The sequence below is a fragment of the Pseudomonas sp. C5pp genome, from assembly GCF_000814065.1.
GTDB lineage: Bacteria > Pseudomonadota > Gammaproteobacteria > Pseudomonadales > Pseudomonadaceae > Aquipseudomonas > Aquipseudomonas asiatica.
In genome coordinates, this window is the sequence record NZ_JWLN01000004.1 from 26011 (window position 1) to 51492 (window position 25482).

The following is a 25482-nucleotide window of genomic DNA, read 5'->3' on the forward strand; positions in this document are numbered from 1 at the left end:
TCAGAAGCCGTTGGGGGCGCGGGTGTGCCAGTCGGTCACTTGCTGGTAGCGGTGCGCGACGTTGAGCAGGCGGCCTTCCTGGAAGTATGGCGCCAGCAGCTGCACGCCGACCGGCAGGCCATCGACGAAGCCGGCCGGCATCGACAGGCCCGGCAGGCCCGCCAGGTTGGCGGTGATGGTGTAGACGTCTTCCAGGTAGGCGGCGACCGGGTCGCTGCTCTTGGCGCCGAGCTTCCAGGCCGGGTTTGGCGTGGTCGGGCCGAGGATCAGGTCGACTTCGTTGAAGGCGGCCATGAAGTCGTTCTTGATCAGGCGGCGGATCTGCTGCGCCTTCACGTAGTAGGCGTCGTAGTAGCCGGCCGACAGGGCGTAGGTGCCGACCATGATGCGGCGCTGCACTTCGACACCGAAGCCTTCGCCACGCGAACGCTTGTACAGGTCGGTGAGGTCTTTCGGGTTCTCGCAGCGGTAGCCGAAGCGCACGCCATCGAAACGCGACAGGTTGGACGAGGCTTCAGCGGGGGCGATCACGTAGTAGGCCGGGATGGCGTGCTGCATGTTCGGCAGGCTGATTTCCTTGACCACCGCGCCGAGCTTTTCCAGCTCCTTGACGCTGGCCTGGACCAGGTCGGCGATGCGTGGGTCGAGGCCGGCACCGAAGTACTCCTTCGGCAGGCCGATGCGCAGGCCTTGCAGCGAAGCATTCAGGTTGGCGCTGTAGTCCGGCACCGGCTCTTCGATGCTGGTGGAGTCCTTGGCGTCGAAACCGGCCATGCCTTGCAGCAACAGGGCGCAGTCTTCGGCGGTACGGGCCAGCGGGCCACCCTGGTCGAGGCTGGAGGCGTAGGCGATCATGCCCCAGCGCGACACGCGGCCGTAGGTTGGCTTGAGGCCGGTGAGGTTGGTCAGTGCCGCCGGTTGGCGGATGGAGCCGCCGGTGTCGGTGCCGGTGGTGGCTGGCAGCAGGCGTGCAGCCACTGCCGCGGCCGAACCGCCCGACGAGCCGCCCGGGACGTGCTCAAGGTTCCATGGGTTCTTCACCGCGCCGTAGTGGCTGGATTCGTTGGCCGAACCCATGGCGAATTCGTCCATGTTGGTCTTGCCCAGGGTGACCATGCCGGCTTCGGCCAGCTTGGCAACCACGGTGGCGTCATACGGCGCCTTGAAGTTGTCGAGCATCTTCGAGCCGCAGCTGGTGCGTACGCCGTTGGTGCAGAACAGGTCCTTGTGGGCGATCGGGGCACCCAGCAGCGCGCCGGTTTCGCCAGCGGCGCGACGGGCGTCGGCGGCACGCGCCTGGCCCAGGGCCAGGTCTTCGGTGACGCTGATGAAGCTGTTGATCTGCGGGTCGAGCTGCTTGATGCGCGCCAGCAGGGCGCCGGTCAGCTCTTCGGAGGAAAACGACTTGTCGGCGAGTCCGCGGGCGATCTCGGCCAGGGTCAATTGATGCATGGCAGGCACTATCCCTTACTCGATGACTTTGGGAACCAGGTACAGACCGCTTTCGGTCGACGGCGCGATGGCCTGGTAGGCGTCGCGCTGGTTGCTTTCGGTGACCTGGTCGGGACGCAGGCGCTGGCTGGCCTCCAGGGGGTGGGCCAGTGGCTCGATGCCAGTAGTGTCGACCGCTTGCATCTGGTCGACCAGCCCGAGAATGCTGTTCAGTGCGTCAGTAATGCGTGGCAGTTCGCCATCATTCAGGCCCAGACGGGCCAGATGGGCGATCTTTTCCACGTCGCAGCGTTCAAGCGCCATGGGGATCTCCAGGGGAAACAAAGACCGGAATTCGGGTCCGCAGTGAGGAACATGTCAGCTTTCTGGCGGTCTAACGGCCGCGAAATTCTGCTGGCGTGCTCGGAAAAACAGCCAATTTAACATATTGGCTCCTTGCCCAAAATCCCTGCCATTGTTAGAGTTTGCCGCACTTTTTTACCCACGCTTTCCCCAGGGTCACTTTCCCATGTTCAAGAAACTGCGTGGCATGTTTTCCAGCGATCTGTCCATCGACCTGGGTACTGCCAACACCCTTATTTACGTGCGTGAGCGCGGTATCGTCCTGAATGAGCCCTCGGTTGTTGCCATCCGTACCCATGGCAACCAGAAAAGCGTCGTCGCCGTCGGTACCGAAGCCAAGCGCATGCTGGGCCGTACGCCTGGCAACATTGCTGCCATTCGTCCGATGAAGGACGGCGTCATCGCCGACTTCAGCGTCTGCGAAAAAATGTTGCAATATTTTATCAACAAGGTTCACGAGAACAGCTTCCTGCAGCCGAGCCCGCGCGTGCTGATCTGCGTGCCGTGCAAGTCGACCCAGGTAGAGCGCCGCGCCATTCGCGAATCGGCGCTGGGTGCCGGTGCCCGTGAAGTGTTCCTGATCGAAGAGCCGATGGCCGCCGCCATCGGTGCCGGCCTGCCGGTCGAAGAAGCCCGCGGTTCGATGGTCGTCGATATCGGTGGTGGTACCACTGAAATCGCGCTGATCTCCCTGAACGGCGTGGTCTATGCCGAATCCGTCCGCGTTGGCGGCGACCGCTTCGACGAAGCCATCGTCACCTACGTGCGCCGCAACTACGGCAGCCTGATCGGCGAGTCCACCGCCGAGCGCATCAAGCAGGAAATCGGTACTGCCTACCCGGGCGGCGAAGTACGTGAAGTCGACGTGCGCGGCCGCAACCTGGCCGAGGGCGTACCGCGTGCCTTCACCCTGAACTCCAACGAAGTGCTCGAAGCGCTGCAGGAATCCCTGGCGACCATCGTCCAGGCGGTCAAGAGTGCCCTGGAGCAATCGCCGCCCGAGCTGGCCTCGGACATCGCCGAGCGTGGCCTGGTGCTGACTGGTGGTGGCGCGCTGCTGCGTGACCTCGACAAGCTGCTGGCCCAGGAAACCGGCCTGCCGGTGATCGTCGCCGAAGACCCGCTGACCTGTGTCGCCCGTGGCGGCGGTCGCGCCCTGGAGATGATGGACAAGCACGCGATGGACCTGCTCTCCAGCGAGTGATTCCGCTCGCTGTTCACGAGCGCCCGGTTTACAGGTAGTACGCACAGTGCTACCTGTATGTGCTGGGCTGGCGCCCGTTCGGGGCGCCGTATCCGTCAACCCGCAACCAGGCTGGTGCGTTGTCCCATGTCCAATGACCTCCTGAGTCGTCCACGAGGAACGGCCCATTAAACCGCTTTTCTCCAAGGGCCCTTCGCTGGGCGTTCGCCTGCTCGTCCTGGTGGTGATGTCGGTCGCGTTGATGGTTGTCGACGCGCGCTTCGACGTGCTTAAACCAGTGCGCAGCCAGATGGGCCTGGTACTCATGGAGTCGTACTGGATCACCGACCTGCCGCAGCGTGCGTGGCAAGGTGTGGCCGGCCAGTTCGGCAGCCGCACCGAACTGATCGCCGAAAACGAAAAGCTCAAGACCGAAGCCCTGCTGCTGCAGGGGCGCCTGCAGAAACTGGCGGCCCTGACCGAGCAGAACGTGCGCCTGCGCGAGTTGCTCAACTCTTCGGCGCTGGTCAACGAAAAGGTCGAAGTGGCGGAGCTGATCGGTGTCGATCCCAACCCGTTCACCCACCGCATCCTGATCAACAAGGGCGAACGTGATGGCGTGTTCCTCGGCCAGCCGGTGCTCGATGCCCGTGGCCTCATGGGCCAGGTGGTCGAGCTGATGCCGTACACCTCGCGGGTACTGTTGCTGACCGATACCACCCATAGCATCCCGGTGCAGGTCAACCGCAACGGCCTGCGCGCCATCGCCAGCGGTACCGGCAACCCGGAGCGCCTGGAGCTGCGCCATGTGGCCGATACCGCCGACATCAAGGAAGGCGACCTGCTGGTCAGTTCCGGCATGGGGCAACGCTTCCCGGCCGGTTACCCGGTGGCCACGGTCAACGAAGTGATCCACGATTCCGGCCAGCCGTTCGCCATCGTTCGTGCCATCCCAACCGCCGCGCTCAACCGCAGCCGCTACATGCTGCTGGTGTTCAGCGACCGGCGCAGCCCGGAACAGCGCGCCACCGATGCCGCCATTGCCCAGGAAGAGGCTGACCGCAAGGGCACCTCGGCCCCAGGCCAGCCGGCCACGACGGGTGAGCAGGGCGCACCAGCTGGCAGCGCCCCTGCCACGCCGGCCACACCAGCGGCCCCGACAGCCCCGGCTGCGCAGCCTGCAGCTCCGGCGGTCGCACCTGCCACGCCGGCTGCCGCGCCTGCCGCACCCGCTCACACCCGGAGGCAATGATGGCTGCATCACGCCGCAACAACGGCTGGGTCATCTGGCTGACTTTCGCCATCGGCCTGCTGCTCAGCGTCTCGCCCATGCCACAGTTCATGGAAGTATTCCGGCCCATGTGGCTGGCCTTGCTGGTGTCGTTCTGGACCCTCGCCGTACCGAACAAGGTCGGCATGACCACCGCGTTCGTGCTGGGCCTGGCCGAGGATGTGCTGTACGGCACCCTGCTGGGTCAGAACGCGCTGATCCTCACCCTCATCACCTTCCTGGTGCTGTCCTTGCAGCAGCGCCTGCGCATGTTCCCCATGTGGCAGCAGAGCCTGGTGATCCTGGTGATCTTCGGCATTGCCCAGCTGATCCAGCTGTGGCTCAGCGCGCTGACCGGCAACCGGCTGCCCACCCTGGCGCTGGTCTGGTCAGCGGTGATCAGTGCCTTGCTCTGGCCGTGGATCAGTTTCGCCCTACGCGACCTGCGCCGACGCTTGCATATCAACTGACGGCGCCGCCGCGACTGACAGGGAGATGTCTGCATGAACCCGCTACACCTGGCCTCCGGCTCGCCCCGTCGTCGTGAACTGCTGACCCAGATCGGTGTGCCGTTCAGTGTCGTCAGTGCCCCCATCGATGAAACCCCACTGCCCGATGAAAGCGCACCGGCCTACGTCGAGCGCCTGGCCCGGGCCAAGGCTGCCGCCGGCCTGGCCTGCCTCGAAGGTCCGGCTGTGGTGCTGGGCGCAGACACTGCCGTGGTGCTCGATGGTCGTATTCTCGGCAAACCGGAAAACCGCGATGATGCCCTGGCCATGCTGGCCGACCTTTCGGGCCGCGAGCACCAGGTATTGACCGCGGTCGCCCTGAGCGATGGCCAGCGCGTGCACAGCCTGTGCGTCACCAGCAAGGTGCGCTTCCGTGCGATCAGCGCCGAGGAAGCGCAACGCTACTGGGCCAGCGGCGAGCCCGCGGACAAGGCCGGCGGCTATGCCATCCAGGGCTTGGGCGCGGTGTTCGTCACCGGCCTTTCCGGCAGCTACTCGGCGGTGGTCGGCTTGCCCCTCAGTGAAACGGCCGAACTGCTTGGCCAATTCGGCATTGCCTGCTGGCAATCGCCCCCGCATACGCCAGAGGTAACAAACCAGCGGTAGCCAGCACTGCATACGCCATCCATCATTATCCAAGACCTTTGACGAGAGCCTGCCATGAGTGAAGAGATCCTGATCAACATCACCCCGATGGAGTCGCGCGTGGCGGTGGTGGAAAACGGGGTGCTGCAGGAAGTGCATGTCGAGCGCACCCAGCGCCGGGGCATCGTCGGCAATATCTACAAAGGCAAGGTGGTGCGTGTGCTGCCGGGCATGCAGGCGGCCTTCGTCGACATCGGCCTGGAGCGCGCGGCATTCATCCATGCCTCGGAAATATCCCAGCGCGAAGGCTCGGCGGTAGAGAACATCACCGCCCTGGTGCACGAGGGACAGGCCCTGGTGGTGCAGGTGACCAAGGACCCGATCGGCACCAAGGGCGCGCGCCTGACCACCCAGCTGTCGATCCCGTCGCGCTACCTGGTATACATGCCGCGCAGCAGCCATGTTGGCATTTCCCTGAAGATCGAAGACGAAGCCGAGCGCGAGCGCCTCAAGCAGGTAGTCAGCGACTGCATGGAAAGCGAGAACATCAAGGACGCCGGTGGCTTCATCCTGCGTACCGCCGCCGAAGGCGCACGCGCTGAAGAGATCCTGCAGGACATTCGCTACCTGCGCCGCCTGTGGGAGCAGATCGGCACCCAGATCAAGACCTGCGGTGCGCCCACGGTCATCTACGAGGACCTGGGCCTGGCCCTGCGTACCTTGCGTGACCTGGTCAACCCGAAGATCGAGAAGATCCGCATCGACTCGCGGGAAACCTTCCAGAAGACCACGCAGTTCGTTGGCGAACTTATGCCGGAAATCGCCGACCGCCTCGAACACTACCCGGGCGAACGGCCGATTTTCGACCTGTATGGCGTCGAGGACGAGATCCAGCGTGCACTGGAGCGCAAGGTGCCGCTGAAGTCCGGTGGCTACCTGGTGGTCGACCCGGCTGAAGCGATGACCACGATCGATGTGAACACCGGCGCCTTCGTCGGCCATCGCAACCTTGAAGAGACCATCTTCAAGACCAACCTCGAGGCCGCCACCGCCATCGCCCGGCAACTGCGCCTGCGCAATATCGGCGGCATCATCATCATCGACTTCATCGACATGGAAGACGAGGAGCACCAGCGCCAGGTGCTGCGCACGCTGGAAAAGCAGCTGGAGCGCGATCACGCCAAGACCAACATCATCGGCATCACCGAGCTGGGCCTGGTGCAGATGACCCGCAAGCGCACACGCGAAAGCCTGGAACAGGTGCTGTGCGAGCCCTGCCTGGCCTGTCAGGGCCGTGGCAAGCTGAAAACCCCCGAGACCATCTGTTACGAAATCTTCCGCGAGATCCTGCGCGAGGCCCGTGCATATCAGGCCGAAGGCTACCGCGTGCTCGCCAACCAGAAGGTGGTCGATCGGTTGCTGGATGAAGAATCCGGTAACGTCGCGGAGCTGGAGGCCTTTATCGGCCGAACCATTCGTTTCCAGGTGGAGTCGATGTATTCGCAGGAACAATACGATGTGGTGCTGCTCTGAGGCCTTCTGAAACGCGCCGCAGGTGGCCCGGGCTGGAAAATCCGGGGCTACGGGCCATCATGGATAAACGACCTGGAGGGCAATGGCCATGGGACGTCTGACCCGCGTTCTTGTCGCCTTGACCCGCTGGGGGCTGGGCGTTTGCGCTCTGCTGGCGGTACTGGTGGCACTGTATGTCAGCCTCGGCCGCGAACTGGTGCCGTTGGTGGCCGAGTATCGCGCCGATGTGGAAAGCAAGGCCGAGCAGGCTTTGGGCCTGCCCGTGCACGTTGGTGCCCTGGAAGGCCGCTGGAGCGGCCTGGCACCGGTGCTGCGGGTGCGCGACCTGCAACTGGGCGAGGGGGCCACGGCCCTGCGCCTGGACGACGTCAAGGTGGTACCCGATGTCTGGGCCAGCCTCACCGCCCGCGAGGTACGCCTGGCACGCATTCAGTTGGGCGGCCTGCAACTGATCCTGCGCGAGAACGAGCAGGGCGCCTGGAGCCTCGAAGGCCTGCCGAAGAAGGACGATGCGCCGCTTGACCCTGCCGAGTTGTTGCAGCGCCTGCGCCAGTTGGGCCGCATCGATGTGTTCGACAGTCAGGTCACCCTGCACCCCTGGCAGCGCGACCCGTTGACCCTCACTTATGTGAGCGTTGGCCTGCAGGCCGGAGCTTCGCGCCATGCCCTGGACCTGCGCGCGACCCTGCCCGATGGCCAACCCTTGTCGCTGAACCTGCGCAGTCGTGCCACGCCCAGCGCCTGGCGCGACGGCCAGGTCGAAGCCTATCTGAGCCTGCCACAGAGTGACTGGGCGCGTTGGTTGCCGCCACGCCTGCTGGGCCAGTGGCATGCCGACGCCCTGCGGGCGGGCGGCGAGTTCTGGGTCGACTGGAGCAAGGGGCAGTTGCAGCAGGCCGTTGTACGCCTCAATGCACCGGAGCTACACGGTGCCTATGCCGGGCGCAAGGCGGCCAGGCTGAACAACCTGGCCCTGGGTGCCTGGTTCCAGCGCCAGGAGCAAGGCTTCGATGTGGTAGTCGACTCCCTGGCCATGGACGTCGGCAAGACCCGTTGGGAGTCGCACCTGCAATTGCAGCAGCGTCCAGGCGAGGACGCTGCCGCGGAAAGCTGGAACGTGCAGGCCGACCGCCTCGACCTCACGCCGTTGACACCGCTCGTCGATGCCCTGGCGCCACTGCCGGACAAGGTCATGGCTGTGGTCGATGGCCTGAATGTGACCGGCGCGTTGCGCAATGTGCGTCTGGTAGCCCGGCCCAAGGCTGAGGGTGACCAGCGCCTGCAGTTCGAAGCCAACCTGGAGAAGGTCGGTTTCGATGCCTATCACAATGCCCCGGCAGCCGGTAACGTCAGCGGCAGCATCAGCGGAGACCTTGGTCATGGCGAACTGCGCCTTGATACCGATGCGTTCATGCTGCACCTTTACCCGATCTTCGCCAAACCCTGGCATTACCAGAAGGCCAATGCGCGCCTGACCTGGGCCCTGGACAAGGAGGGCTTCACCCTGGTCGCGCCTTACCTCAAGGTACTGGGCGAGGAGGGCAAGATCGCCGGTGACTTCCTCATTCGCCTGTTGTTCGAAGAAGGCCGTGAAGACTACATGGACCTGCGCGTCGGCCTGACCGAAGGCGATGGCCGCTACACCGCCAAGTACCTGCCCGAGGTGCTCAGCCCGGCACTCGACGAATGGCTGCGCAGTGCGATCGTCAAAGGCACGGTGGACGAAGGCTACTTCCAGTACCAAGGCTCGCTGAACCATGGTGTCGCGCCGGAAGCCCGCAGCATCAGCCTGTTCTTCAAGGTGCGTGATGCAGCCTTGGACTTCCAGCCGGGCTGGCCGCAGGTGCAGCACGTAGATGGCGATGTGTTCATCGAGGACAGTGGTGTGCGCATCAAGGCCCAGCGTGGCGTACTCCTCGACACCAAGGTAAGTAATGTGAGCGTCGACATCCCGCATGTCGACGAGGGCCAGCAAAGCCACCTGTACCTCGATGGTGACTTCGACGGGAGCCTGGGCGATGGCCTGAAGATCCTCAAGGAGGCGCCAATCGGCATTGGCGAGATATTTGCCGGCTGGGAGGGCGAGGGGCCGCTCAAGGGCAAGGTCAAGCTCGACATTCCGCTGGCCCGCGGGCAGCGGCCGAAAGTGCAGGTGGACTTTGCCACCGACGATGCCCGGCTGAAGGTGGCGCCGCCGAGCCTGGAGTTGAGCCGCCTGAAGGGTGACTTCAGTTTCGATTTGGACAAGGGCCTGAGCGGCAAGGGCATCAGCCTGCAGGCCTTCGGCAAGCCGGTGACGGCGCAAATCACCGCCGAAGGCCAGCCCGGGCAGATGCAGACACGCGTCAACGCCAGCGGCCAGGTGTCGCTCAAGGCACTGACCGACTGGCTGCAGTTCAACCAGGCCTTGCCGGCTTCCGGCGACCTGCCGTACCAGTTGCAGGTCAGCCTGGGTAGCCGAGACAACCGCCTGAGCGTCAATTCCAGCCTGAAGGGCCTGGCCATCGACCTGCCAGCACCCTTTGGCAAGGCAGCGTCCGATACCCGTGACACCCGTTTCAGCATGACCCTGCAGGGGCCGGAGCGGCGCTTCGATGTCGCCTACACCGACCTTGCCCGCTTTGCCTACGCCGCGCCGGCCGAGAAGCTGGGGCAGGGCCGTGGCGAGTTGCTGCTGGGCACCGGTGACGCCCAGGTACCTGCCGGCCAGGGCCTGCGAGTGCGCGGGCACCTGGAGACGCTGGACCTGGGGCCCTGGCAGGAACAGGCGGCGCGCCTGGCCGGCGATGACCCGGGCGGTAGCGCGAGGCAGAACCTGCAAGGCGTAGACCTGAGCATCGGCCAGCTGAAAGCCTTTGGCCTGGACCTGAACCAGGCCGTGGTGCGCCTGGCCCGTGGCGGCCCCGCCTGGGATTTGCGCCTCGATAGCAAGGAAGTCATCGGCAACGCCCGGGTGCCGGATGCCAAGGGTGCGCCAATGGTGGTGCGCATGCAGACCTTGCGCCTGCCCGCCGCCAGCGCGGCGGAAAAGCAGGCAGAGGCACAGGCCGAGGAGGGCCCGGACCCGCTGGCTTCGTTCGACCCGCGCAAGGTTCCGGCGCTGGACCTGAGCATTGACAAGCTCTATCGCGGTGACGACCTGTACGGCAGTGCGTCGCTCAAGCTGCGGCCGACCGCGCGTGGCGTGACCGCCAGCGATATAGACCTCGACTTCAAAGGCCTGCGTATCGATGGTGGCGGTGGCTGGGAAGGCGAACCGGGAAAAACCGGCAGTTGGTACAAAGGGCGCCTGGACGGCAAGAACCTGGCGGATGTGCTCAAGGCCTGGGGTTTTGCACCGACCGTGACCAGCCGCGACTTCCGCCTGGATGTGGATGGCCGCTGGCCGGGTTCGCCGGCCTCGGTGAGCCTCAAGCGCTTCTCCGGCAGCATGGACGCAGCCCTGCGCACCGGCCAGTTCGTTGAGGTCGAGGGCAGTGCCCAGGCGCTGCGGGTGTTCGGCCTGCTGAACTTCAACTCCATCGGCCGGCGCTTGCGCCTGGACTTCTCCGACCTGTTCGACAAGGGCCTGGCCTACGACCGTGTCAAAGGCTTGCTGGTAGCCAGTGACGGTGTCTATGTGACGCGCGAGCCAATCGCCGTGACTGGCCCGTCGAGCAACTTCGAGCTGGACGGCACCTTGGACCTGGTGCGCGACCGGGTCGATGCCAACCTGCAGGTAAGTCTGCCAGTGACCAACAACCTGCCGCTGGCAGCCCTGATTGTCGGCGCGCCAGCCGTGGGCGGGGCGCTATTCCTGGTGGACCGGCTGATCGGTGACCGGGTGTCACGCTTCGCCAGCGTGCACTACCGTGTCGAAGGTCCGGTGAAAGAGCCTAGAATCACATTTGTGAAACCTTTCGAGAAATCCCGCTAGGAGTGCCCATGAAGGCAGCGGTAATCCAGATGGTCAGCCAGGACGATGTGCTGGCCAACCTGCAGCGCGCCGGTGCCCTGTTGGAGCAGGCCGCCTCTGGCGGCGCACGGCTGGCGGTGCTGCCGGAAAACTTCGCTGCCATGGGCCGCAAGGACGCCGCTGCCATCGGCCGCGCCGAAGCGTTGGGCGAAGGGCCGATCCTGCCATGGTTGAAACGCACCGCCCTCGACCTCAAGTTATGGATTGTCGCCGGTACCTTGCCATTGCCACCGGTCGGCCAACCTGAAGCCAAGGCCCATGCCTGCTCGCTGCTGATCGACGAACACGGTGAGGTAGCGGCACGCTATGACAAGCTGCACCTGTTTGATGTGGACGTTGCCGACAATCGTGGCCGTTACCGCGAGTCCGACGACTATGCCCACGGCGCCCAGGTAGTGGTGGCCGATACGCCAGTAGGGCGGCTGGGGCTGAGCGTGTGCTACGACCTGCGCTTCCCCGAACTGTACAGCGCACTACGCGCCGCCGGCGCGGAACTGATCACTGCGCCGGCTGCCTTCACTGCGGTAACGGGCGCGGCACATTGGGAAGTGCTTGTGCGCGCCCGGGCCATCGAGACCCAGTGCTACCTGCTGGCTGCGGCACAGGGCGGCACCCACCCGGGGCCACGGGAAACCCATGGCCATGCGGCGATCGTCGACCCCTGGGGGCGCATCGTCGCTGAACAGGCGCAAGGTGAAGCAGTATTGCTCGCCGAACGCGACATTGACGAACAAGCGTCCATCCGGGCGCGCATGCCGGTGGTATCGCACCGGCGCTTTTTCTCGCAGGGCGCGTTGCGGCCTGCGCACACCTCGGAGTGACTATGAGCCAGATGTTATCCACCGTCAGCGAGCAGCTCCTGGCCCCAGGCGGCTTGACCCTGGACAGCCTGCAGAGCGTGCTGGGTGAGTTGGCCGGCCCCGGCATCGATGCCGCCGACCTGTATTTCCAGGGCCAGATCTCGGAAACCTGGGCGCTGGAAGACGGCATCGTCAAAGAGGGCAGTTTCAACCTCGACCAGGGCGTAGGCGTGCGTGCCCAGTCCGGTGAAAAGACCGGCTTTGCCTACAGCAACGCAATCAACCTCGAAGCGCTGACCTCGGCCGCCCGTGCCGCCCGTTCGATCTCCCGTGCCGGGCAGAACGGCAAGGTGCAGGCCTTCCGCAGCCAGGACGTGACTGCCCTTTATCCGGCGGACAACCCGCTGGATGTGCTCAGCCGTGCCGAGAAGGTCGAGCTGCTCAAGCGTGTCGACGCCGCCACCCGCGCGCTGGACCCGCGTATCCAGCAGGTCAGTGTGAGCATGGCCGGGGTATGGGAACGCATCCTGATCGCTGCGGCCGATGGCAGCCTGGCCGCCGACGTGCGCCCGCTGGTGCGCTTCAACGTCAGCGTAATCGTCGAGCAGAACGGCCGCCGCGAGCGTGGCGGGCAGGGCGGTGGCGGGCGTACCGACTACCGCTTCTTCACCGAAGAGCGGGTCATGGGCTATGCCCGCGAAGCGCTGCGCCAGGCCCTGGTGAACCTGGAGGCGATCCCGGCACCGGCTGGTACCCTGCCGGTGGTGCTGGGTTCGGGCTGGTCGGGCGTGCTGCTGCACGAGGCTGTCGGCCATGGCCTGGAAGGTGACTTCAACCGCAAGGGCAGTTCGGCGTTCAGCGGCCGCATTGGCGAGAAAGTGGCGTCGAGCCTGTGCACCATTGTCGACGACGGCACCCTCGAAGGCCGCCGTGGCTCGCTGAGCGTGGATGACGAAGGCACCCCGACCGAGTGCACCACATTGATCGAGAACGGTGTGCTCAAGGGCTACATGCAGGACAAGCTGAACGCGCGCCTGATGGGCATGGCGGTGACCGGCAACGGCCGCCGCGAATCCTACGCGCACCTGCCGATGCCGCGCATGACCAACACCTACATGCGTGCGGGCGAAAGCGACCCGCAGGAAATCATCGCTTCGGTGAAGAAGGGTATCTACTGCGCCAACCTCGGCGGTGGCCAGGTGGACATTACCAGCGGCAAGTTCGTGTTCTCGACCAGTGAGGCCTACCTGATCGAAGACGGCAAGATTACCGCGCCGGTGAAGGGGGCGACCCTGATCGGCAACGGCCCGGAGGCGATGAGCCGGGTGTCGATGGTCGGTAACGACCTGGCGCTGGACAGCGGGGTAGGGACTTGCGGCAAGGACGGGCAGTCGGTGCCGGTGGGGGTCGGGCAGCCAACCTTGAAGCTGGATGCGATCACCGTAGGCGGTACAGGGGCGTGATGGCTTCAGGTGTGGGAGCGGGCGTGCCCGCGAAGCAGGCGACGCGGTGCATGGCACCGGCTTCGCCGGTGTTCGCGGGCTTGCCCGCTCCCACAGGGGCCCAGCCTGTCAGCGCAATCCGCGCTGCAGCTCGTCGAGGTCGCGGATGTACTTGAACACCTTGCGCGCGGCGGCAGGCGGCTTGTTCCGGGCCTTCTCGTGCTGGGCATGGCGTACCAGCGAGCGCAGCTGCTGGCGGTCGGTGTCGGGGTATTCGTTGACGAAGCGTTCGAGGTCTTCGTCATTACCGTCGATCAACCGGTCGCGCCAGCGCTCCAGGCTGTGGAAGCGCTCGTTGTACTGGCGGGTCGAGCTGTCCATCTGTTCGAGCAGGGCGTGGATGGCATCCAGATCCTGCACGCGCATCAGCTTGCCGACAAACGACATGTGGCGTTTGCGGGCACCGTGAGCGGTGTGCTTGCTGGCTTCGGCCAGGGCCTTGCGCAGCTCGTCGGTCAACGGCAGGCGAGCCAGAGTATCGGCCTTGAGCGTGGTAAGGCGCTCGCCGAGTTCGACCAGCGCATGCAGCTCGCGCTTGATCTGGGTTTTGCTTTTTTCGCCGTCGAAGGCGTCGTCGTTTGAATCAACCATGGTGGCAGTCCGCTAGAAATCGCCGCCATGATAACCAGTCGGGGGCCGCTTGTCCGGCCCGGTCGTAGAATGACCCTCGCCGAACGCAGAATTTGAGTGGAGAGAACCATGAGTGCAGTCCAGAGCGTAGGTCCGAAGGACCTGCCAGCATTGCAGGAGCAGGTCGAGGCGATCATCGCCGAGGCGCGCCGTCAGGGGGCCAGCGCCTGCGAAGTTGCGGTGTCGCTGGAGCAGGGCCTGTCCACCACGGTACGTCAACGAGAGGTCGAGACGGTCGAATTCAATCGCGACCAGGGCTTTGGTATCACCCTCTATGTGGGCCAGCGCAAAGGCTCGGCGAGCACCTCGGCCAGTGGCCCGGAAGCGATCCGCGAAACCGTCGCCGCGGCCTTGGCGATTGCCAGGCATACCTCCGAGGACGAATGTTCCGGCCTGGCCGACGCAGCGTTGATGGCCCGCGAGATCCCGGACCTGGACCTGTACCACGACTGGAACCTCGAGCCAGAGAAGGCCATCGAGATGGCCCTGGCCTGCGAAGCGGCGGCGTTCGACGCCGACCCGCGCATCCTCAATGCCGACGGCACCACCCTCAATACCCACCAGGGCTGCCGCGTGTATGGCAACAGCCATGGTTTCATCGGTGGCTACGCCTCGACCCGGCACAGCCTGAGCTGCGTGATGATCGCCGAAGGCGACGGCCAGATGCAGCGTGACTACTGGTACGACGTGAACCGCCAGGGCAACCTGCTGGCCGACCCGCGTAGCATCGGCGTGCGCGCTGCCCAGCGTGCCGCCAGCCGCCTGGGTGCGCGTCCGGTGCCGACCTGCGAAGTGCCGGTGCTGTTCTCGGCCGAGCTGGCCGGTGGCTTGTTCGGCAGCTTCCTGTCGGCCATCTCCGGCGGCAACCTGTACCGCAAGTCGTCGTTCCTGGAGGGGACCATCGGCCAGCGCCTGTTCCCCACCTGGCTGACCCTCGACGAGCGCCCGCACATTCCGCGGGCACTGGGCAGTGCCGCATTCGACGGCGATGGCCTGGCTACCTATGCCAAGCCGTTCGTCGACAAGGGTGAGCTGGTGTCGTACCTGCTAGGTACCTATTCCGGGCGCAAGCTGGGTTTGCCAAGCACAGCCAACGCTGGTGGTGTGCACAACCTGTTCGTCAGCCATGGTGTCGAAGACCAGGCGGCGCTGATCCGGCGCATGGGCCGCGGGCTGCTGGTGACCGAGTTGATGGGGCATGGCCTGAACATGGTGACGGGGGATTATTCCCGTGGCGCGGCAGGCTTCTGGGTCGAGAATGGCGAGATTCAGCACGCAGTGCAGGAAGTGACCATTGCCGGGAACATGAAAGACATGTTCCAGCAGATTGTCGCGATCGGCAGCGATCTTGAGACCCGAAGCAACATTCACACCGGGTCGGTGCTGATCGAGCGGATGACTGTGGCGGGTAGCTGATTCATAGCCTGTACCGGCCTCTTCGCGGGTAAACCCGCTCCTACAGTTACTGCACAAGACTGAGCCTTATGCGATTCCTGTGGGAGCGGGTTTACCCGCGAAGAGGCCGGTGCAGGCAATAGAGAATTTTCAATGAAACCGAAGACCCGGCCCCCACGCCGGTTTTTTTGTTTCATCACCTTTCTCTTGAAGTGATTATGTTTATCACCTAATAATGAATATCATTATCCAGAAACCCGGCGATGATGTTCATGAAACCCGTCCTCCGCGAACTGCCCTACCTGGAAAACTGGCGCTGGCTCAGCCGACGCATCCGCTGTGCGCTGGAGCCCGACGAACCGCGCCTGATCGAGCATTACCTGGCTGAAGGCCGTTACCTGGTGTGCTGCACCGAGACCTCGCCATGGACGGTGGCGCTGACCTCCTTCCGCCTGCTGCTGGATACCGCCTGCGACCGCATGCTGCCCTGGCATTGGCGCTGCCTGTGCCTGGACCTGGCCTGGCGCCCGCTGCTGGACCTGCGCAACCTCGACCGCGAGGCCCAGAACCAGCGCTGGCAGCCCTACGCCCTGCAGTTGGCCAATTGCCGCCTGCTGCCATCGATTTCTCCCGATGAACTGATGCAAGGATTTGATGATGAGTGATACCCGTATCGAGCGTGACAGCATGGGCGAATTGCAGGTGCCGGCCCAGGCCCTGTACGGTGCCCAGACCCAGCGCGCGGTCGACAACTTCCCGATCAGCGGCCAGCGCATGCCGGCCCAGTTCATTCGTGCGCTGCTGCTGGCCAAGGCTGCCGCGGCCAAGGCCAACGTCGAACTGGAACAGCTGTCGACCGCGCAGGGCCAGGCCATCGTCACGGCAGTCGAGCAACTCCTGGCGGGTGACTTCATCCAGCATTTCCCGGTGGATGTGTTCCAGACAGGCTCCGGCACCAGCTCGAATATGAACGCCAACGAGGTGATCGCGACTCTGGCCAGCCGCGTGCTGGGTGAGGCCGTCAACGCCAACGACCACGTCAACTGCGGCCAGAGCAGCAACGACATCATCCCGACCACGATTCACGTCAGCGCCGCCCTGGCCTTGCACGAGCAGCTACTGCCCGCCATGGCGCACCTGGTACAGGTGATCGAGGCCAAGTCGGCACAGGTGCATCAGTACGTAAAGACCGGCCGCACCCACCTGATGGACGCCATGCCGGTGCGCATGAGCCAGGTGCTGGATGGCTGGGCGGCACAGATCAATGGCGCCAAGGCACACATCGAAGCGACCCTGCCCAGCCTGCAGGCGCTGGCCCAGGGTGGCACCGCTGTGGGCACTGGCATCAACGCCCACCCACAGTTCGCTGCCGGTTTCGCCCGCCAGCTCAGCGGCCTGACCCAGGTCGAGTTCACCCCCGGGCGAAACCTGTTCGCCCTGATCGGCTCGCAGGACACCGCAGTGGCCCTGTCCGGCCAGCTCAAGACTGCCGCCGTGGCGTTGATGAAGATTGCCAACGACCTGCGCTGGATGAACTCTGGCCCGCTGGCCGGGCTGGGCGAAATCGAGCTGCAAGGTCTGCAGCCGGGCTCTTCTATCATGCCTGGCAAGGTCAACCCGGTGATTCCAGAGGCCACCGCCATGGTCGCCGCCCAAGTGATCGGCAATGACGCCACCATTGCCATCGCTGGCCAGTCCGGCAACTTCGAGCTGAACGTGATGCTGCCGGTGATCGCCCGCAACCTGCTGGAGAGCATCGAGCTGATGGCCAACGTTAGCCGCCTGCTGGCCGACAAGGCCATCGCCAGCTTCAAGGTCAACGAAAGCAAGCTCAAGGAAGCCCTGGCACGCAACCCGATTCTGGTCACGGCGCTGAACCCGATCATCGGCTACCTCAAGGCCGCTGAAATCGCCAAGACCGCTTACAAGCAGGGCCGTCCGATCATCGACGTGGCGCTGGAGCACACCGACCTATCGCGTGACCAGCTGGAAGCGCTACTGGACCCGGAAAAACTCACCGCCGGTGGTATCTGACACTGAGTCACGGCCCAAGCGCCAGCGGTGGCCGCGTTGGTCATCGCGCAACCTATGCCTACGGAATTCACTGATATGCCCCATATCTTGCCTGCACTGCCTTACGCCTACGCTGCGCTGGAACCGCACATCGACGCGCAGACCATGGAAATCCACCACACCAAGCACCACCAGACCTACGTCACTGGCCTCAACGCCGCCATCGAAGGCACCGAGTGGGCTGAGTGGCCGGTGGAAAAACTGCTCGGCGCGGTCGGGCAACTGCCGGAAAACCTGCGTGGTGCGGTGACCAACCATGGCGGCGGGCACGCCAACCACAGCCTGTTCTGGACCGTGATGTCGCCGCAGGGCGGGGGAGAGCCGCAGGGTGCTCTGGCGCAGGCCATCGACGCCCAACTGGACGGCTTCGATGCCTTCAAGGAGGCCTTCACCAAGGCTGCGCTGACCCGCTTCGGCAGTGGCTGGGCCTGGCTCAGCGTGACCCCGCAGAAAACGCTGGTAGTGGAAAGCAGCGGCAACCAGGACAGCCCGCTGATGCACGGCAACACACCAATCCTCGGCCTGGACGTGTGGGAGCATGCCTATTACCTGAAGTACCAGAACCGTCGTCCGGAATACATCGGTGCCTTTTACAACGTCATTGACTGGGCGGAAGTGGAGCGCCGCTACCTCGAAACCCTGAAGTGAGTCTCCCCGGTATGCGCTCCCAGATGATGTCCGTCAGCCGCGTGCGCCTGTTTCGCCTGTTTCGCATGACGCTTGGGACTTTGCTGTTGCTCGCAGGGACTGCATTGCTATTGGCGCGCGGCTTCGCCTGGTTGGACCTGGCCTGGCCCGCTTGGGGCTGTGCATCGGTTTGCGCCGGATGATGGGGTGTTCACCGGTTTCGCTGTGGGAGCGGCACATAACTCATTGAATTAGCGGGGGCTCTGTGGGAGCGGCTTTAGCCGCGAACACCGGCGCAGCCGGTGCCATGCACCGCGTTGGATTCTTCGCGGCTAAAGCCGCTCCCACAGGGTAAGCGTACCGCTTGCAATTCATTCGCCTTCGTCGAAGAAGTTGTTGATCAGTTCGACCAGCGCTGCCATGGCATCGTCGTCCTGCTCGCCTTCGGTATGCAGGTGCACCTGGGTGCCCTTGCCGGCCGCCAGCATCATCACCGCCATGATGCTCTTGCCATCCACCAACTTGTCCGGCGCACGGCCAACCCTGACCTGGCAGGGGAAGCGGCCGGCAACGCCGACGAACTTGGCTGCCGCCCGGGCATGCAGACCCAGCTTGTTGATGATGGTGATTTCACGGGCGGGCATCGTGGGGCGGATCCTTGGGCTAGAGGTCGCGGTGGCGGACCTGGACGTTTTTCAGGGATTGCTGCAGCAGTTGGCCAAGGCGTTCGGTGATGTACACCGAGCGGTGGTGGCCGCCGGTGCAGCCAATGGCAATGGTGACGTAGGCACGGTTGCTAGCGGCGAAGCGGGGCAGCCACTTGAGCAGGTAGCTGGAAATGTCGTTGAACATCTCTTCGACATCCGGCTGTGCGGCCAGGTAGTCGATTACCGGTTGGTCGAGGCCGGAATGCTCACGCAGCTCGGGTTTCCAATAGGGGTTGGGCAAGCAGCGCACATCGAACACCAGGTCGGCATCGACCGGCATTCCTCGCTTGAAACCGAACGACTCGACCAGGAACGCGGTGCCAGGCTCGGGCTGGTTGAGCAGGCGCAGCTTGATCGAATCACGCAGCTGATACAGGTTCAGGCTGGTGGTGTCGATCTTCAGGTCGGCCAGGTCTGCAATCGGCCCCAGCAATTCGCTTTCTACCCGGATCGCTTCCGCGAGCGAGCGGTTGGCGTTGGTCAGCGGGTGGCGTCGGCGGGTTTCCGAGAAACGCTTGAGCAGTACGTCTTCGTCGGCATCCAGGTACAGCACGTCGCACTGGATATGCCGGGCGCGGGCTTCTTCGAGCAACTCGGGGAAACGCGTCAGGTGGCTGGGCAAGTTGCGCGCGTCGATCGACACGGCGACCTTGGGTTGCTGCAACTCGGTGTTGATCAGCGCATTTTCCGCCAGTTGCGGCAGCAGCCCGGCGGGCAGGTTGTCAATGCAGTAGAAACCGTTGTCTTCCAGGACATCGAGGGCGGTGCTCTTGCCGGAGCCGGACCGGCCGCTGACGATGATCAGGCGCATGTTCAGTGCTCGTTCTGTACGTCCAGGACAACCTGGAACAGGGCCTCGCTGCTGGTGGCCGCACGCAGGCGATCACGGACCTCCTTGCGATCGAGCATGCTGGCAATCTGGCGCAGCAATTCCAGATGGGCATCGGTGGCGGCTTCTGGCACCAGCAGGACGAACAGCAGGTCCACCGGCGCGCCATCGATGGCGTCGTAGTCGATAGGCGCTTCCAGATGCAGCAGGGCGCTGACCGGAGCGGAACATCCTTCAAGCCGGCAGTGCGGGATGGCGATGCCGTTGCCGAAACCGGTCGAACCGAGTTTTTCCCGGGCGACCAGTTTTTCGAAGACGTCTTGCATCTCCAGTTCGGGCACTTGTTCGGCGATGACGGTGGCGACCTTTTCCAGGGCGCGCTTCTTGCTGCCGCCCGGCACGTTCACGAGGGAACGGCCGGGGGTCAGGATGGTTTCAAGTCGGATCATGGATGAGGGGGATCAGCGGGCAGCTGCACCTTGCAGCAGGCTTTGCTGTTTTTCCTTGTGTTTTTTCAGTTGGCGGTCGAGCTTGTCGGCCAAGGCGTCGATCGCTGCATACATGTCTTCGTGTTCGGCGTTGGCAACCACTTCGCCGCCGGGAATCTGCAAGGTCGCCTCGACCTTCTGCTGCAGCTTCTCGACTTTCATGATGACCTGCACGTTGGTGATCTTGTCGAAGTGACTTTCCACGCGAGCGAGCTTTTCAAGCACATAATCGCGCAGTGGCTGGGTGACTTCTACATGCTGTCCACTGATATTGACTTGCATACAGCTTCTCCTTTGTTGCCCGTGCATAAAGAGGCAGGTCTTGCACCTGCCCCACAAACGCTGTGGCACATCTCAGGGGCTACATCAGTCGCTTGCGCTCGCTCGACGGTGCGATGCCGAGGGACTCGCGGTACTTGGCGACGGTGCGACGGGCTACCTGGATGCCTTGTGCCTCCAGTAAACCAGCGATCTTGCTGTCACTCAATGGCTTTTTCTGATTTTCCGCCGCAACCAGTTTCTTGATGATCGCGCGGATAGCCGTAGACGAGCATTCTCCGCCTTCGGAGGTGCTGACGTGGCTGGAGAAAAAGTATTTCAGTTCGTAGATGCCACGCGGGGTGTGCATGTATTTCTGCGTGGTTACCCGCGAAATGGTCGACTCGTGCATGCCCACCGCTTCGGCTATGTCATGCAGCACCAAGGGCTTCATCGCTTCGTCGCCGTGGTCGAGGAAGCCGCGCTGGTGCTCGACGATCTGCGTGGCCACCTTCATCAGGGTTTCGTTGCGGCTTTGCAGGCTCTTGATGAACCAGCGCGCTTCCTGCAGCTGGTTGCGCATGAAGGTGTTGTCGGCACTGGTGTCGGCCCGGCGCACAAAGCCAGCGTACTGCGGGTTTACGCGCAGCCGCGGAATGGCCTCCTGGTTCAGCTCCACCAGCCAGCGGTCGCTGTCCTTGCGTACGATGACGTCGGGCACCACGTACTCAGGCTCGCTGGACTCGATCTGCGAGCCGGGGCGCGGGTTGAGGCTTTGTACCAGCTCGATGACCTGGCGCAGCTCGTCTTCCTTGATTTTCATGCGACGCATCAGCTGGCTGTAGTCGCGGCTGCCGAGCAGGTCGATGAAGTCGGTGACCAGGCGCTTGGCTTCCGCCATCCACGGGGTGCTGGCGGGCAGCTGGCGCAATTGCAGCAACAGGCATTCGCCAAGGGTGCGGGCGGCAACGCCTGCTGGCTCGAACTGCTGGATGCGGTGCAGTACCGCTTCGACCTCGTCCAGCTCGATATCCAGCTCCGGATCGAAACCGGCGCAGATCTCCTCGAGGGTGTCTTCCAGGTAGCCCTGGCCGTTGATGCTGTCGATCAGGGTGACGGCGATCAGGCGGTCGGTGTCGGACATCGGAGCCAGGTTCAGTTGCCACAGCAGGTGGCTTTGCAGGCTTTCGCCGGCCGATGTGCGGGTGGTGAAGTCCCACTCGTCGTCGTCGTTGCTCGGCAAGCTGCTGGCACTGGTCTGGTAGATGTCTTCCCAGGCGGTGTCGACCGGCAGTTCGTTGGGGATGCGCTCGCTCCATTCACCGTCTTCCAGGGTGTCGGCACTGGTCGTGCTTTCCTGGAAGCTGTTGTCCTGGACTTCAGCGGCCGGCTTGTTCTCGGCGTTGTCCGCCATCGGGTCGCTGTTGTCGAAGTCGTCGCCGTCTTCCTGACGTTCGAGCATCGGGTTCGACTCCAGCGCTTCCTGGATTTCCTGTTGGAGGTCCAGGGTGGAGAGCTGGAGCAGGCGGATGGCCTGTTGCAACTGCGGTGTCATCGTCAGTTGCTGGCCCATTTTTAGGACGAGCGATGGTTTCATGGCTGGGGCTTAATACCTTGTTCGCCGGCGCGCATGCGCCATCCACTACACGAGGGCGCCGGGGCGCCAGATCAAGCAAGTTTTATGCCTTAAATTGTAGCGTTTGCCTAGAGTACCGTAACACTTTACCCCAGGTTCCAGGGCTATTTGCCAGTACTCCAGGCGCGTGCCGGGCTCAGAGCCGGAACTCGTGGCCCAGGTAAACTTCTTTGACCAGGTCGTTGGCCAGGATGGTTTCGGCGTCGCCTTCGGCGATCAGCCGGCCATCATTGACGATATAGGCGGTTTCGCAGATATCCAGGGTCTCACGCACGTTGTGGTCGGTGATCAGTACACCGATGCCCTTGGCCTTGAGGTGATGGATGATCTGCTTGATGTCGCCGACCGAAATCGGGTCGACACCGGCAAACGGTTCGTCCAGCAGGATGAACTTGGGTGCGGTCGCCAGCGCGCGGGCAATTTCCACGCGGCGGCGCTCACCACCGGACAGGCTCATGCCGAGGTTGTCGCGAATGTGGCTGATGTGGAATTCCTGCAGCAGGCTTTCCAGCTCTTTGCGCCGGCCGTCGCGGTCGAGGTCCTTGCGGGTCTCGAGGATGGCCATGATGTTGTCGGCCACCGACAGCTTGCGGAAGATCGAGGCTTCCTGCGGCAGATAGCCGATGCCCGCGCGGGCGCGACCGTGCATGGGCTGGTGGCTGACATCGAGGTTGTCGATCAGCACGCGCCCCTGATCGGCCTGGACCAGGCCGACGATCATGTAGAAGCAGGTGGTCTTGCCGGCGCCGTTGGGGCCGAGCAGGCCGACGATCTGGCCGCTGTCGATAGACAGGCTGACGTCGCGTACGACTTGCCGCCCCTTGTAGCTCTTGGCCAGGTGCTGGGCTTTGAGGGTTGCCATTTACTCGGCCTTCTTCTTGGGCTGGATCACCATGTCGATACGCTGACGCGGCGAGGTCACGTTGCCACCACGACCGGCGGTCGCCACCTGGGTCTGGGTGTTGTAGACGATCTTCTCGCCTTCGGTGGTGTTGCCTTCGTTCTCGACCTTGGCGCGGTCGGTGAGGATCACCATGTCCTTCTGCGACTGGTACTGGATGGTCACCGCCCAGCCTTTCATCTTGTCCGGCTTGGCTGCGCTCTGCTGCTGCTCGAAGTAGGCCAGGTTGCCCACCGAGGTCACCACGTCGATGTCGCCGGAGGCGGAACGGGTGATGGTCACGGTGTTGCCTTTGATCATCATCGAACCCTGGGTGATGATCACGTCGCCGGTGTAGGTGGCCACGCCCTGCTTGTCGTCCAGGTGGGCGTTGTCGGCCTGGATGCGGATAGGCTGGTCACGGTCATTCGGCAGGGCGAGGGCGCTCGCGCTTCCCAGTGCTGCGCTCAGGCTGAGCAAAAGGGGGAGGGTTTTAACGAGCCTCATACTGTCCTCTTACGTTAGAGAGCAAGTCCATCTTGCCTTCTTTCAAATACGCTTTCATTCCTTTGCCCGTAGTTGTGCCACCGGCGCCGTCGATTCTAACGGCTTGCTCGGTCTGCGCATATTGCTTCTGCGGGAACACGGTCATGCGTGAGCTGGTAATGATCATTTCACGCTGCTTTTCGTCGGTGCGGGCGACCCGTACGTTGTCGATCAGTTCGACTTCGCTGCCGTCCGGGTTGACCTCGGCGCGGGTGCTCTGTACGTGCCACGGGTATTCGGTACCGCGGTACAGGTGCAGGTCCGGCGTGGTCAGCAGGGTGATTTCGCTGGCCTTGAGGTGTTCGACCTTGTCGGCGGTCATTTCGTACTGCAGCTTGCCGTCGGGCAGGAACTGCACGCTGTGGGCGTTGACTGCGTAGTAGTCGATGGCGCTTTCGTCGACCTGGGCCACAGGCTTGTCGAGGAAGCTTTCCGGGCTGACATTCCAGTAGCCGATCGCCACCAGCAGGGCGGCGATCACCGCGAGCAGCGCAATGTTGCGGGCTTTCTTGCTGAACATGGGCAGCCTTACAGGTAGTTGGCGTTGGCAGCGTCCAGGGTGCCCTGGGCCTGCATGATCAGTTCGCAGAATTCACGGGCCGCGCCTTCGCCGCCACGTGCCTGGGTCACGCCATGGGCGTGCTGGCGAACGAACGGCGCGGCGTTGGCCACCGCCATGCCCAGTGCGACCCGGCGGATCACCGGCAGGTCGGGCAGGTCGTCGCCAAGGTAGGCCACTTGAGCATAGCTCAGGCCCAGTTCGGCGAGCAGGCCGTCCAGCACCACCAGTTTGTCCTCGCGGCCCTGGTACAGGTGCGGGATGCCGAGGTTCTTCGCCCGGCGCTCGACCACCGGGGTCTTGCGCCCGCTGATGATCGCGGTGGTCACGCCCGAGGCCATGAGCATCTTGATGCCCTGGCCGTCGAGGGTGTTGAAGGTCTTGAACTCGCTGCCGTCCTCGAGGAAGTACAGGCGCCCGTCGGTGAGCACGCCGTCCACGTCGAACACTGCCAGCTTGATGCCTTTGCCGCGTTGCATGAGGTCCTGGTTCATTCCATTGCTCCTTTACATCACACCGGCGCGCAGCAGGTCGTGCATGTTCAGGGCGCCGGTGGGGCGGTCCTCGCGGTCCACCACCACCAGGGCGCCGATCTTGTGGTCTTCCATGATCTTCAGGGCCTCGGCCGCGAGCATCTCGGCGCGGGCCGTCTTGCCGTGCACGGTCATGACTTGATCGATCAGGGTGGTGTGGACGTCGATGTTGCGGTCCAGGCTGCGGCGCAGGTCGCCGTCGGTGAAGATCCCGGCCAGCTTGCCGTCGGCTTCGACGATCACGGTCATGCCCAGGCCTTTGCGGGACATTTCAAGGAGTGCGTCCTTGAGCAGGGTGCCGCGGGGCACCTGGGGCAGTTCGTCGCCGGCGTGCATCACGTTCTCCACCTTGAGCAGCAGGCGGCGGCCCAGTGCACCACCCGGGTGCGAGAAGGCAAAGTCCTCGGCGGTGAAGCCGCGGGCTTCGAGTAGGGCAATGGCCAGCGCGTCGCCCAGCACCAGCGATGCGGTGGTGGAAGAGGTAGGGGCCAGGTTCAGCGGGCAGGCCTCTTGTTCGACGCGGGCGTCGAGGTTGACCTCGGCAGCCTGGGCCAGGGGCGAGTCCGGGTTGCCGGTCAGACTGATCAGCTTGATGCCCAGGCGCTTGATCAGCGGCAGCAGGGTGACGATTTCGGCGGTGCTGCCGGAATTCGACAGGGCAAGGATGACATCATCGCGGGTGATCATGCCCATGTCGCCATGGCTGGCTTCGGCCGGGTGCACGAAAAATGCCGGTGTGCCGGTGCTGGCCAGGGTGGCGGCGATCTTGTTGCCGATGTGCCCGGACTTGCCCATGCCGACCACGACGACCCGGCCCTTGCTGGCCAGGATCAGTTCGCAGGCCTTGACGAAATTGTCGTCGATGCGCGCCAGCAGGGCCTCTACGGCCTCGAGTTCCAGGCGCAGGGTGCGTTGGGCGGATTGGATCAGCTCGCTGGATTGGCTCATGTCGAAAAAGCAATGCCTGATGAAAAGGCGGCGATTATAGCTGCAATGAAAGAAACCCTCACGCTTTCGATTGCCGTGGTGAATGTCTCGCCAGCCTGTCGCAGGGCTGAACGACTCGCTAGCCGACCTTGGGGCGGCGCTGTCAGCGGTGCTATAGTTCGCCGCTATTCGGCCTGCCAGGGGCGCTTGTGCCTTCCAGGTGGAGGCCGGCGTCCATTAGGACGAGGCTGCACCAGCAAGGA

25 protein-coding genes are annotated in these 25482 nt (G+C 63.9%); 12 read left to right on the forward strand and 13 right to left on the reverse strand.

The window, feature by feature from the left end:
* Together gatA and gatC are read right to left on the reverse strand one after the other, a co-directional pair.
* Positions 1 to 1452, reverse strand: a complete 1452-nt coding sequence (gatA, locus tag RR51_RS04380) for an Asp-tRNA(Asn)/Glu-tRNA(Gln) amidotransferase subunit GatA (RefSeq protein ID WP_039612736.1) — start codon at positions 1450 to 1452, stop codon at positions 1 to 3.
* Between the two features lie 15 nt (positions 1453 to 1467).
* Positions 1468 to 1755 carry an Asp-tRNA(Asn)/Glu-tRNA(Gln) amidotransferase subunit GatC gene (gene gatC, locus RR51_RS04385; RefSeq protein ID WP_003255165.1) on the reverse strand — a complete coding sequence of 96 codons (288 nt, stop codon included), beginning with the start codon at positions 1753 to 1755 and terminating at the stop codon, positions 1468 to 1470.
* 205 nt (positions 1756 to 1960) lie between these two features.
* Between gatC and mreB the strand changes: the two genes are divergently transcribed.
* The 8 genes from mreB to tldD all read left to right on the forward strand — a co-directional run bounded on the left by mreB (position 1961) and on the right by tldD (position 13092).
* Positions 1961 to 2998, forward strand: a complete 1038-nt coding sequence (mreB, locus tag RR51_RS04390) for a rod shape-determining protein MreB (RefSeq protein WP_003255163.1) — start codon at positions 1961 to 1963, stop codon at positions 2996 to 2998.
* Between the two features lie 196 nt (positions 2999 to 3194).
* Positions 3195 to 4229, forward strand: a complete 1035-nt coding sequence (gene mreC / locus RR51_RS04395) for a rod shape-determining protein MreC (protein ID WP_236693253.1) — start codon at positions 3195 to 3197, stop codon at positions 4227 to 4229.
* On the forward strand, positions 4229 to 4717 hold the full coding sequence (gene mreD / locus RR51_RS04400; protein WP_015269051.1) for a rod shape-determining protein MreD: 489 nt from the start codon (positions 4229 to 4231) through the stop codon (positions 4715 to 4717). The genes mreC and mreD overlap by 1 nt, the downstream gene beginning before the upstream one ends.
* Before the next feature lie 33 nt (positions 4718 to 4750).
* Positions 4751 to 5362, forward strand: coding sequence for a Maf family protein (locus RR51_RS04405; RefSeq protein ID WP_039612738.1), 612 nt, complete (start codon positions 4751 to 4753; stop codon positions 5360 to 5362).
* 54 nt (positions 5363 to 5416) lie between these two features.
* Positions 5417 to 6874, forward strand: coding sequence for a ribonuclease G (gene rng, locus RR51_RS04410; RefSeq protein WP_013971067.1), 1458 nt, complete (start codon positions 5417 to 5419; stop codon positions 6872 to 6874).
* A gap of 82 nt (positions 6875 to 6956) precedes the next feature.
* Positions 6957 to 10790 carry a YhdP family protein gene (locus RR51_RS04415; RefSeq protein ID WP_039612739.1) on the forward strand — a complete coding sequence of 1278 codons (3834 nt, stop codon included), beginning with the start codon at positions 6957 to 6959 and terminating at the stop codon, positions 10788 to 10790.
* An 8-nt stretch (positions 10791 to 10798) separates the two neighbouring features.
* Entirely contained in the window at positions 10799 to 11650 is an 852-nt protein-coding gene (locus RR51_RS04420; RefSeq protein ID WP_039612740.1) for a carbon-nitrogen hydrolase family protein, read from the forward strand.
* 2 nt (positions 11651 to 11652) lie between these two features.
* The gene (tldD, locus tag RR51_RS04425) at positions 11653 to 13092 is read left to right on the forward strand and encodes a metalloprotease TldD (protein WP_024086333.1); all 1440 of its coding nucleotides are present in this window, start codon (positions 11653 to 11655) and stop codon (positions 13090 to 13092) included.
* Between the two features lie 108 nt (positions 13093 to 13200).
* Here the strand turns inward: tldD and yjgA are convergent, their stop codons facing one another.
* Complete coding sequence (gene yjgA / locus RR51_RS04430; RefSeq protein ID WP_003255152.1) at positions 13201 to 13722, reverse strand: ribosome biogenesis factor YjgA; 522 nt, start codon at positions 13720 to 13722, stop codon at positions 13201 to 13203.
* Positions 13723 to 13830: 108 nt separating this feature from the next.
* Here yjgA and pmbA point away from each other — a divergent pair, with 108 nt between their 5' ends.
* The 4 genes from pmbA (at position 13831) to RR51_RS04450 (ending at position 17877) form a co-directional block, all read left to right on the forward strand.
* Complete coding sequence (pmbA, locus tag RR51_RS04435) at positions 13831 to 15177, forward strand: metalloprotease PmbA (RefSeq protein ID WP_039612741.1); 1347 nt, start codon at positions 13831 to 13833, stop codon at positions 15175 to 15177.
* Between the two features lie 242 nt (positions 15178 to 15419).
* Positions 15420 to 15821, forward strand: a complete 402-nt coding sequence (locus RR51_RS04440; RefSeq protein WP_039612742.1) for a hypothetical protein — start codon at positions 15420 to 15422, stop codon at positions 15819 to 15821.
* Positions 15814 to 17190 carry a class II fumarate hydratase gene (locus RR51_RS04445; protein WP_039612743.1) on the forward strand — a complete coding sequence of 459 codons (1377 nt, stop codon included), beginning with the start codon at positions 15814 to 15816 and terminating at the stop codon, positions 17188 to 17190. Before RR51_RS04440 ends, RR51_RS04445 begins: the two co-directional genes overlap by 8 nt.
* 75 nt (positions 17191 to 17265) lie before the next feature.
* The gene (locus tag RR51_RS04450; RefSeq protein ID WP_039612744.1) at positions 17266 to 17877 is read left to right on the forward strand and encodes a superoxide dismutase; all 612 of its coding nucleotides are present in this window, start codon (positions 17266 to 17268) and stop codon (positions 17875 to 17877) included.
* Between the two features lie 350 nt (positions 17878 to 18227).
* On the opposite strand, the gene RR51_RS04455 is transcribed toward RR51_RS04450, so the two are convergent.
* From RR51_RS04455 to RR51_RS04500, 10 genes are all read right to left on the reverse strand, one after another.
* Complete coding sequence (locus RR51_RS04455) at positions 18228 to 18500, reverse strand: HPr family phosphocarrier protein (protein WP_039612745.1); 273 nt, start codon at positions 18498 to 18500, stop codon at positions 18228 to 18230.
* A 19-nt stretch (positions 18501 to 18519) separates the two neighbouring features.
* Positions 18520 to 19374 carry an RNase adapter RapZ gene (rapZ, locus tag RR51_RS04460; protein WP_013971076.1) on the reverse strand — a complete coding sequence of 285 codons (855 nt, stop codon included), beginning with the start codon at positions 19372 to 19374 and terminating at the stop codon, positions 18520 to 18522.
* A 2-nt stretch (positions 19375 to 19376) separates the two neighbouring features.
* Positions 19377 to 19841 carry a PTS IIA-like nitrogen regulatory protein PtsN gene (gene ptsN / locus RR51_RS04465; RefSeq protein WP_015269060.1) on the reverse strand — a complete coding sequence of 155 codons (465 nt, stop codon included), beginning with the start codon at positions 19839 to 19841 and terminating at the stop codon, positions 19377 to 19379.
* Between the two features lie 12 nt (positions 19842 to 19853).
* Complete coding sequence (gene hpf / locus RR51_RS04470; RefSeq protein ID WP_003255135.1) at positions 19854 to 20162, reverse strand: ribosome hibernation-promoting factor, HPF/YfiA family; 309 nt, start codon at positions 20160 to 20162, stop codon at positions 19854 to 19856.
* 79 nt (positions 20163 to 20241) lie between these two features.
* Positions 20242 to 21735: an RNA polymerase factor sigma-54 gene (locus tag RR51_RS04475; RefSeq protein ID WP_015269061.1), complete on the reverse strand. Its 1494-nt coding sequence runs from the start codon at positions 21733 to 21735 to the stop codon at positions 20242 to 20244.
* Positions 21736 to 21910: 175 nt separating this feature from the next.
* The gene (gene lptB, locus RR51_RS04480; protein ID WP_003257916.1) at positions 21911 to 22636 is read right to left on the reverse strand and encodes an LPS export ABC transporter ATP-binding protein; all 726 of its coding nucleotides are present in this window, start codon (positions 22634 to 22636) and stop codon (positions 21911 to 21913) included.
* Complete coding sequence (lptA, locus tag RR51_RS04485) at positions 22637 to 23161, reverse strand: lipopolysaccharide transport periplasmic protein LptA (protein ID WP_015269063.1); 525 nt, start codon at positions 23159 to 23161, stop codon at positions 22637 to 22639.
* On the reverse strand, positions 23148 to 23720 hold the full coding sequence (gene lptC / locus RR51_RS04490) for an LPS export ABC transporter periplasmic protein LptC (protein ID WP_003257918.1): 573 nt from the start codon (positions 23718 to 23720) through the stop codon (positions 23148 to 23150). Before lptC ends, lptA begins: the two co-directional genes overlap by 14 nt.
* A gap of 8 nt (positions 23721 to 23728) precedes the next feature.
* A complete protein-coding gene (locus tag RR51_RS04495) occupies positions 23729 to 24253 on the reverse strand; it encodes a KdsC family phosphatase (protein WP_039612746.1) in 525 nt (174 codons plus the stop codon).
* A gap of 12 nt (positions 24254 to 24265) precedes the next feature.
* Positions 24266 to 25240 (reverse strand): KpsF/GutQ family sugar-phosphate isomerase, encoded by a 975-nt coding sequence (locus tag RR51_RS04500; protein ID WP_003257920.1) that lies wholly within the window; start codon positions 25238 to 25240, stop codon positions 24266 to 24268.
* Positions 25241 to 25482: the final 242 nt, after the last annotated feature.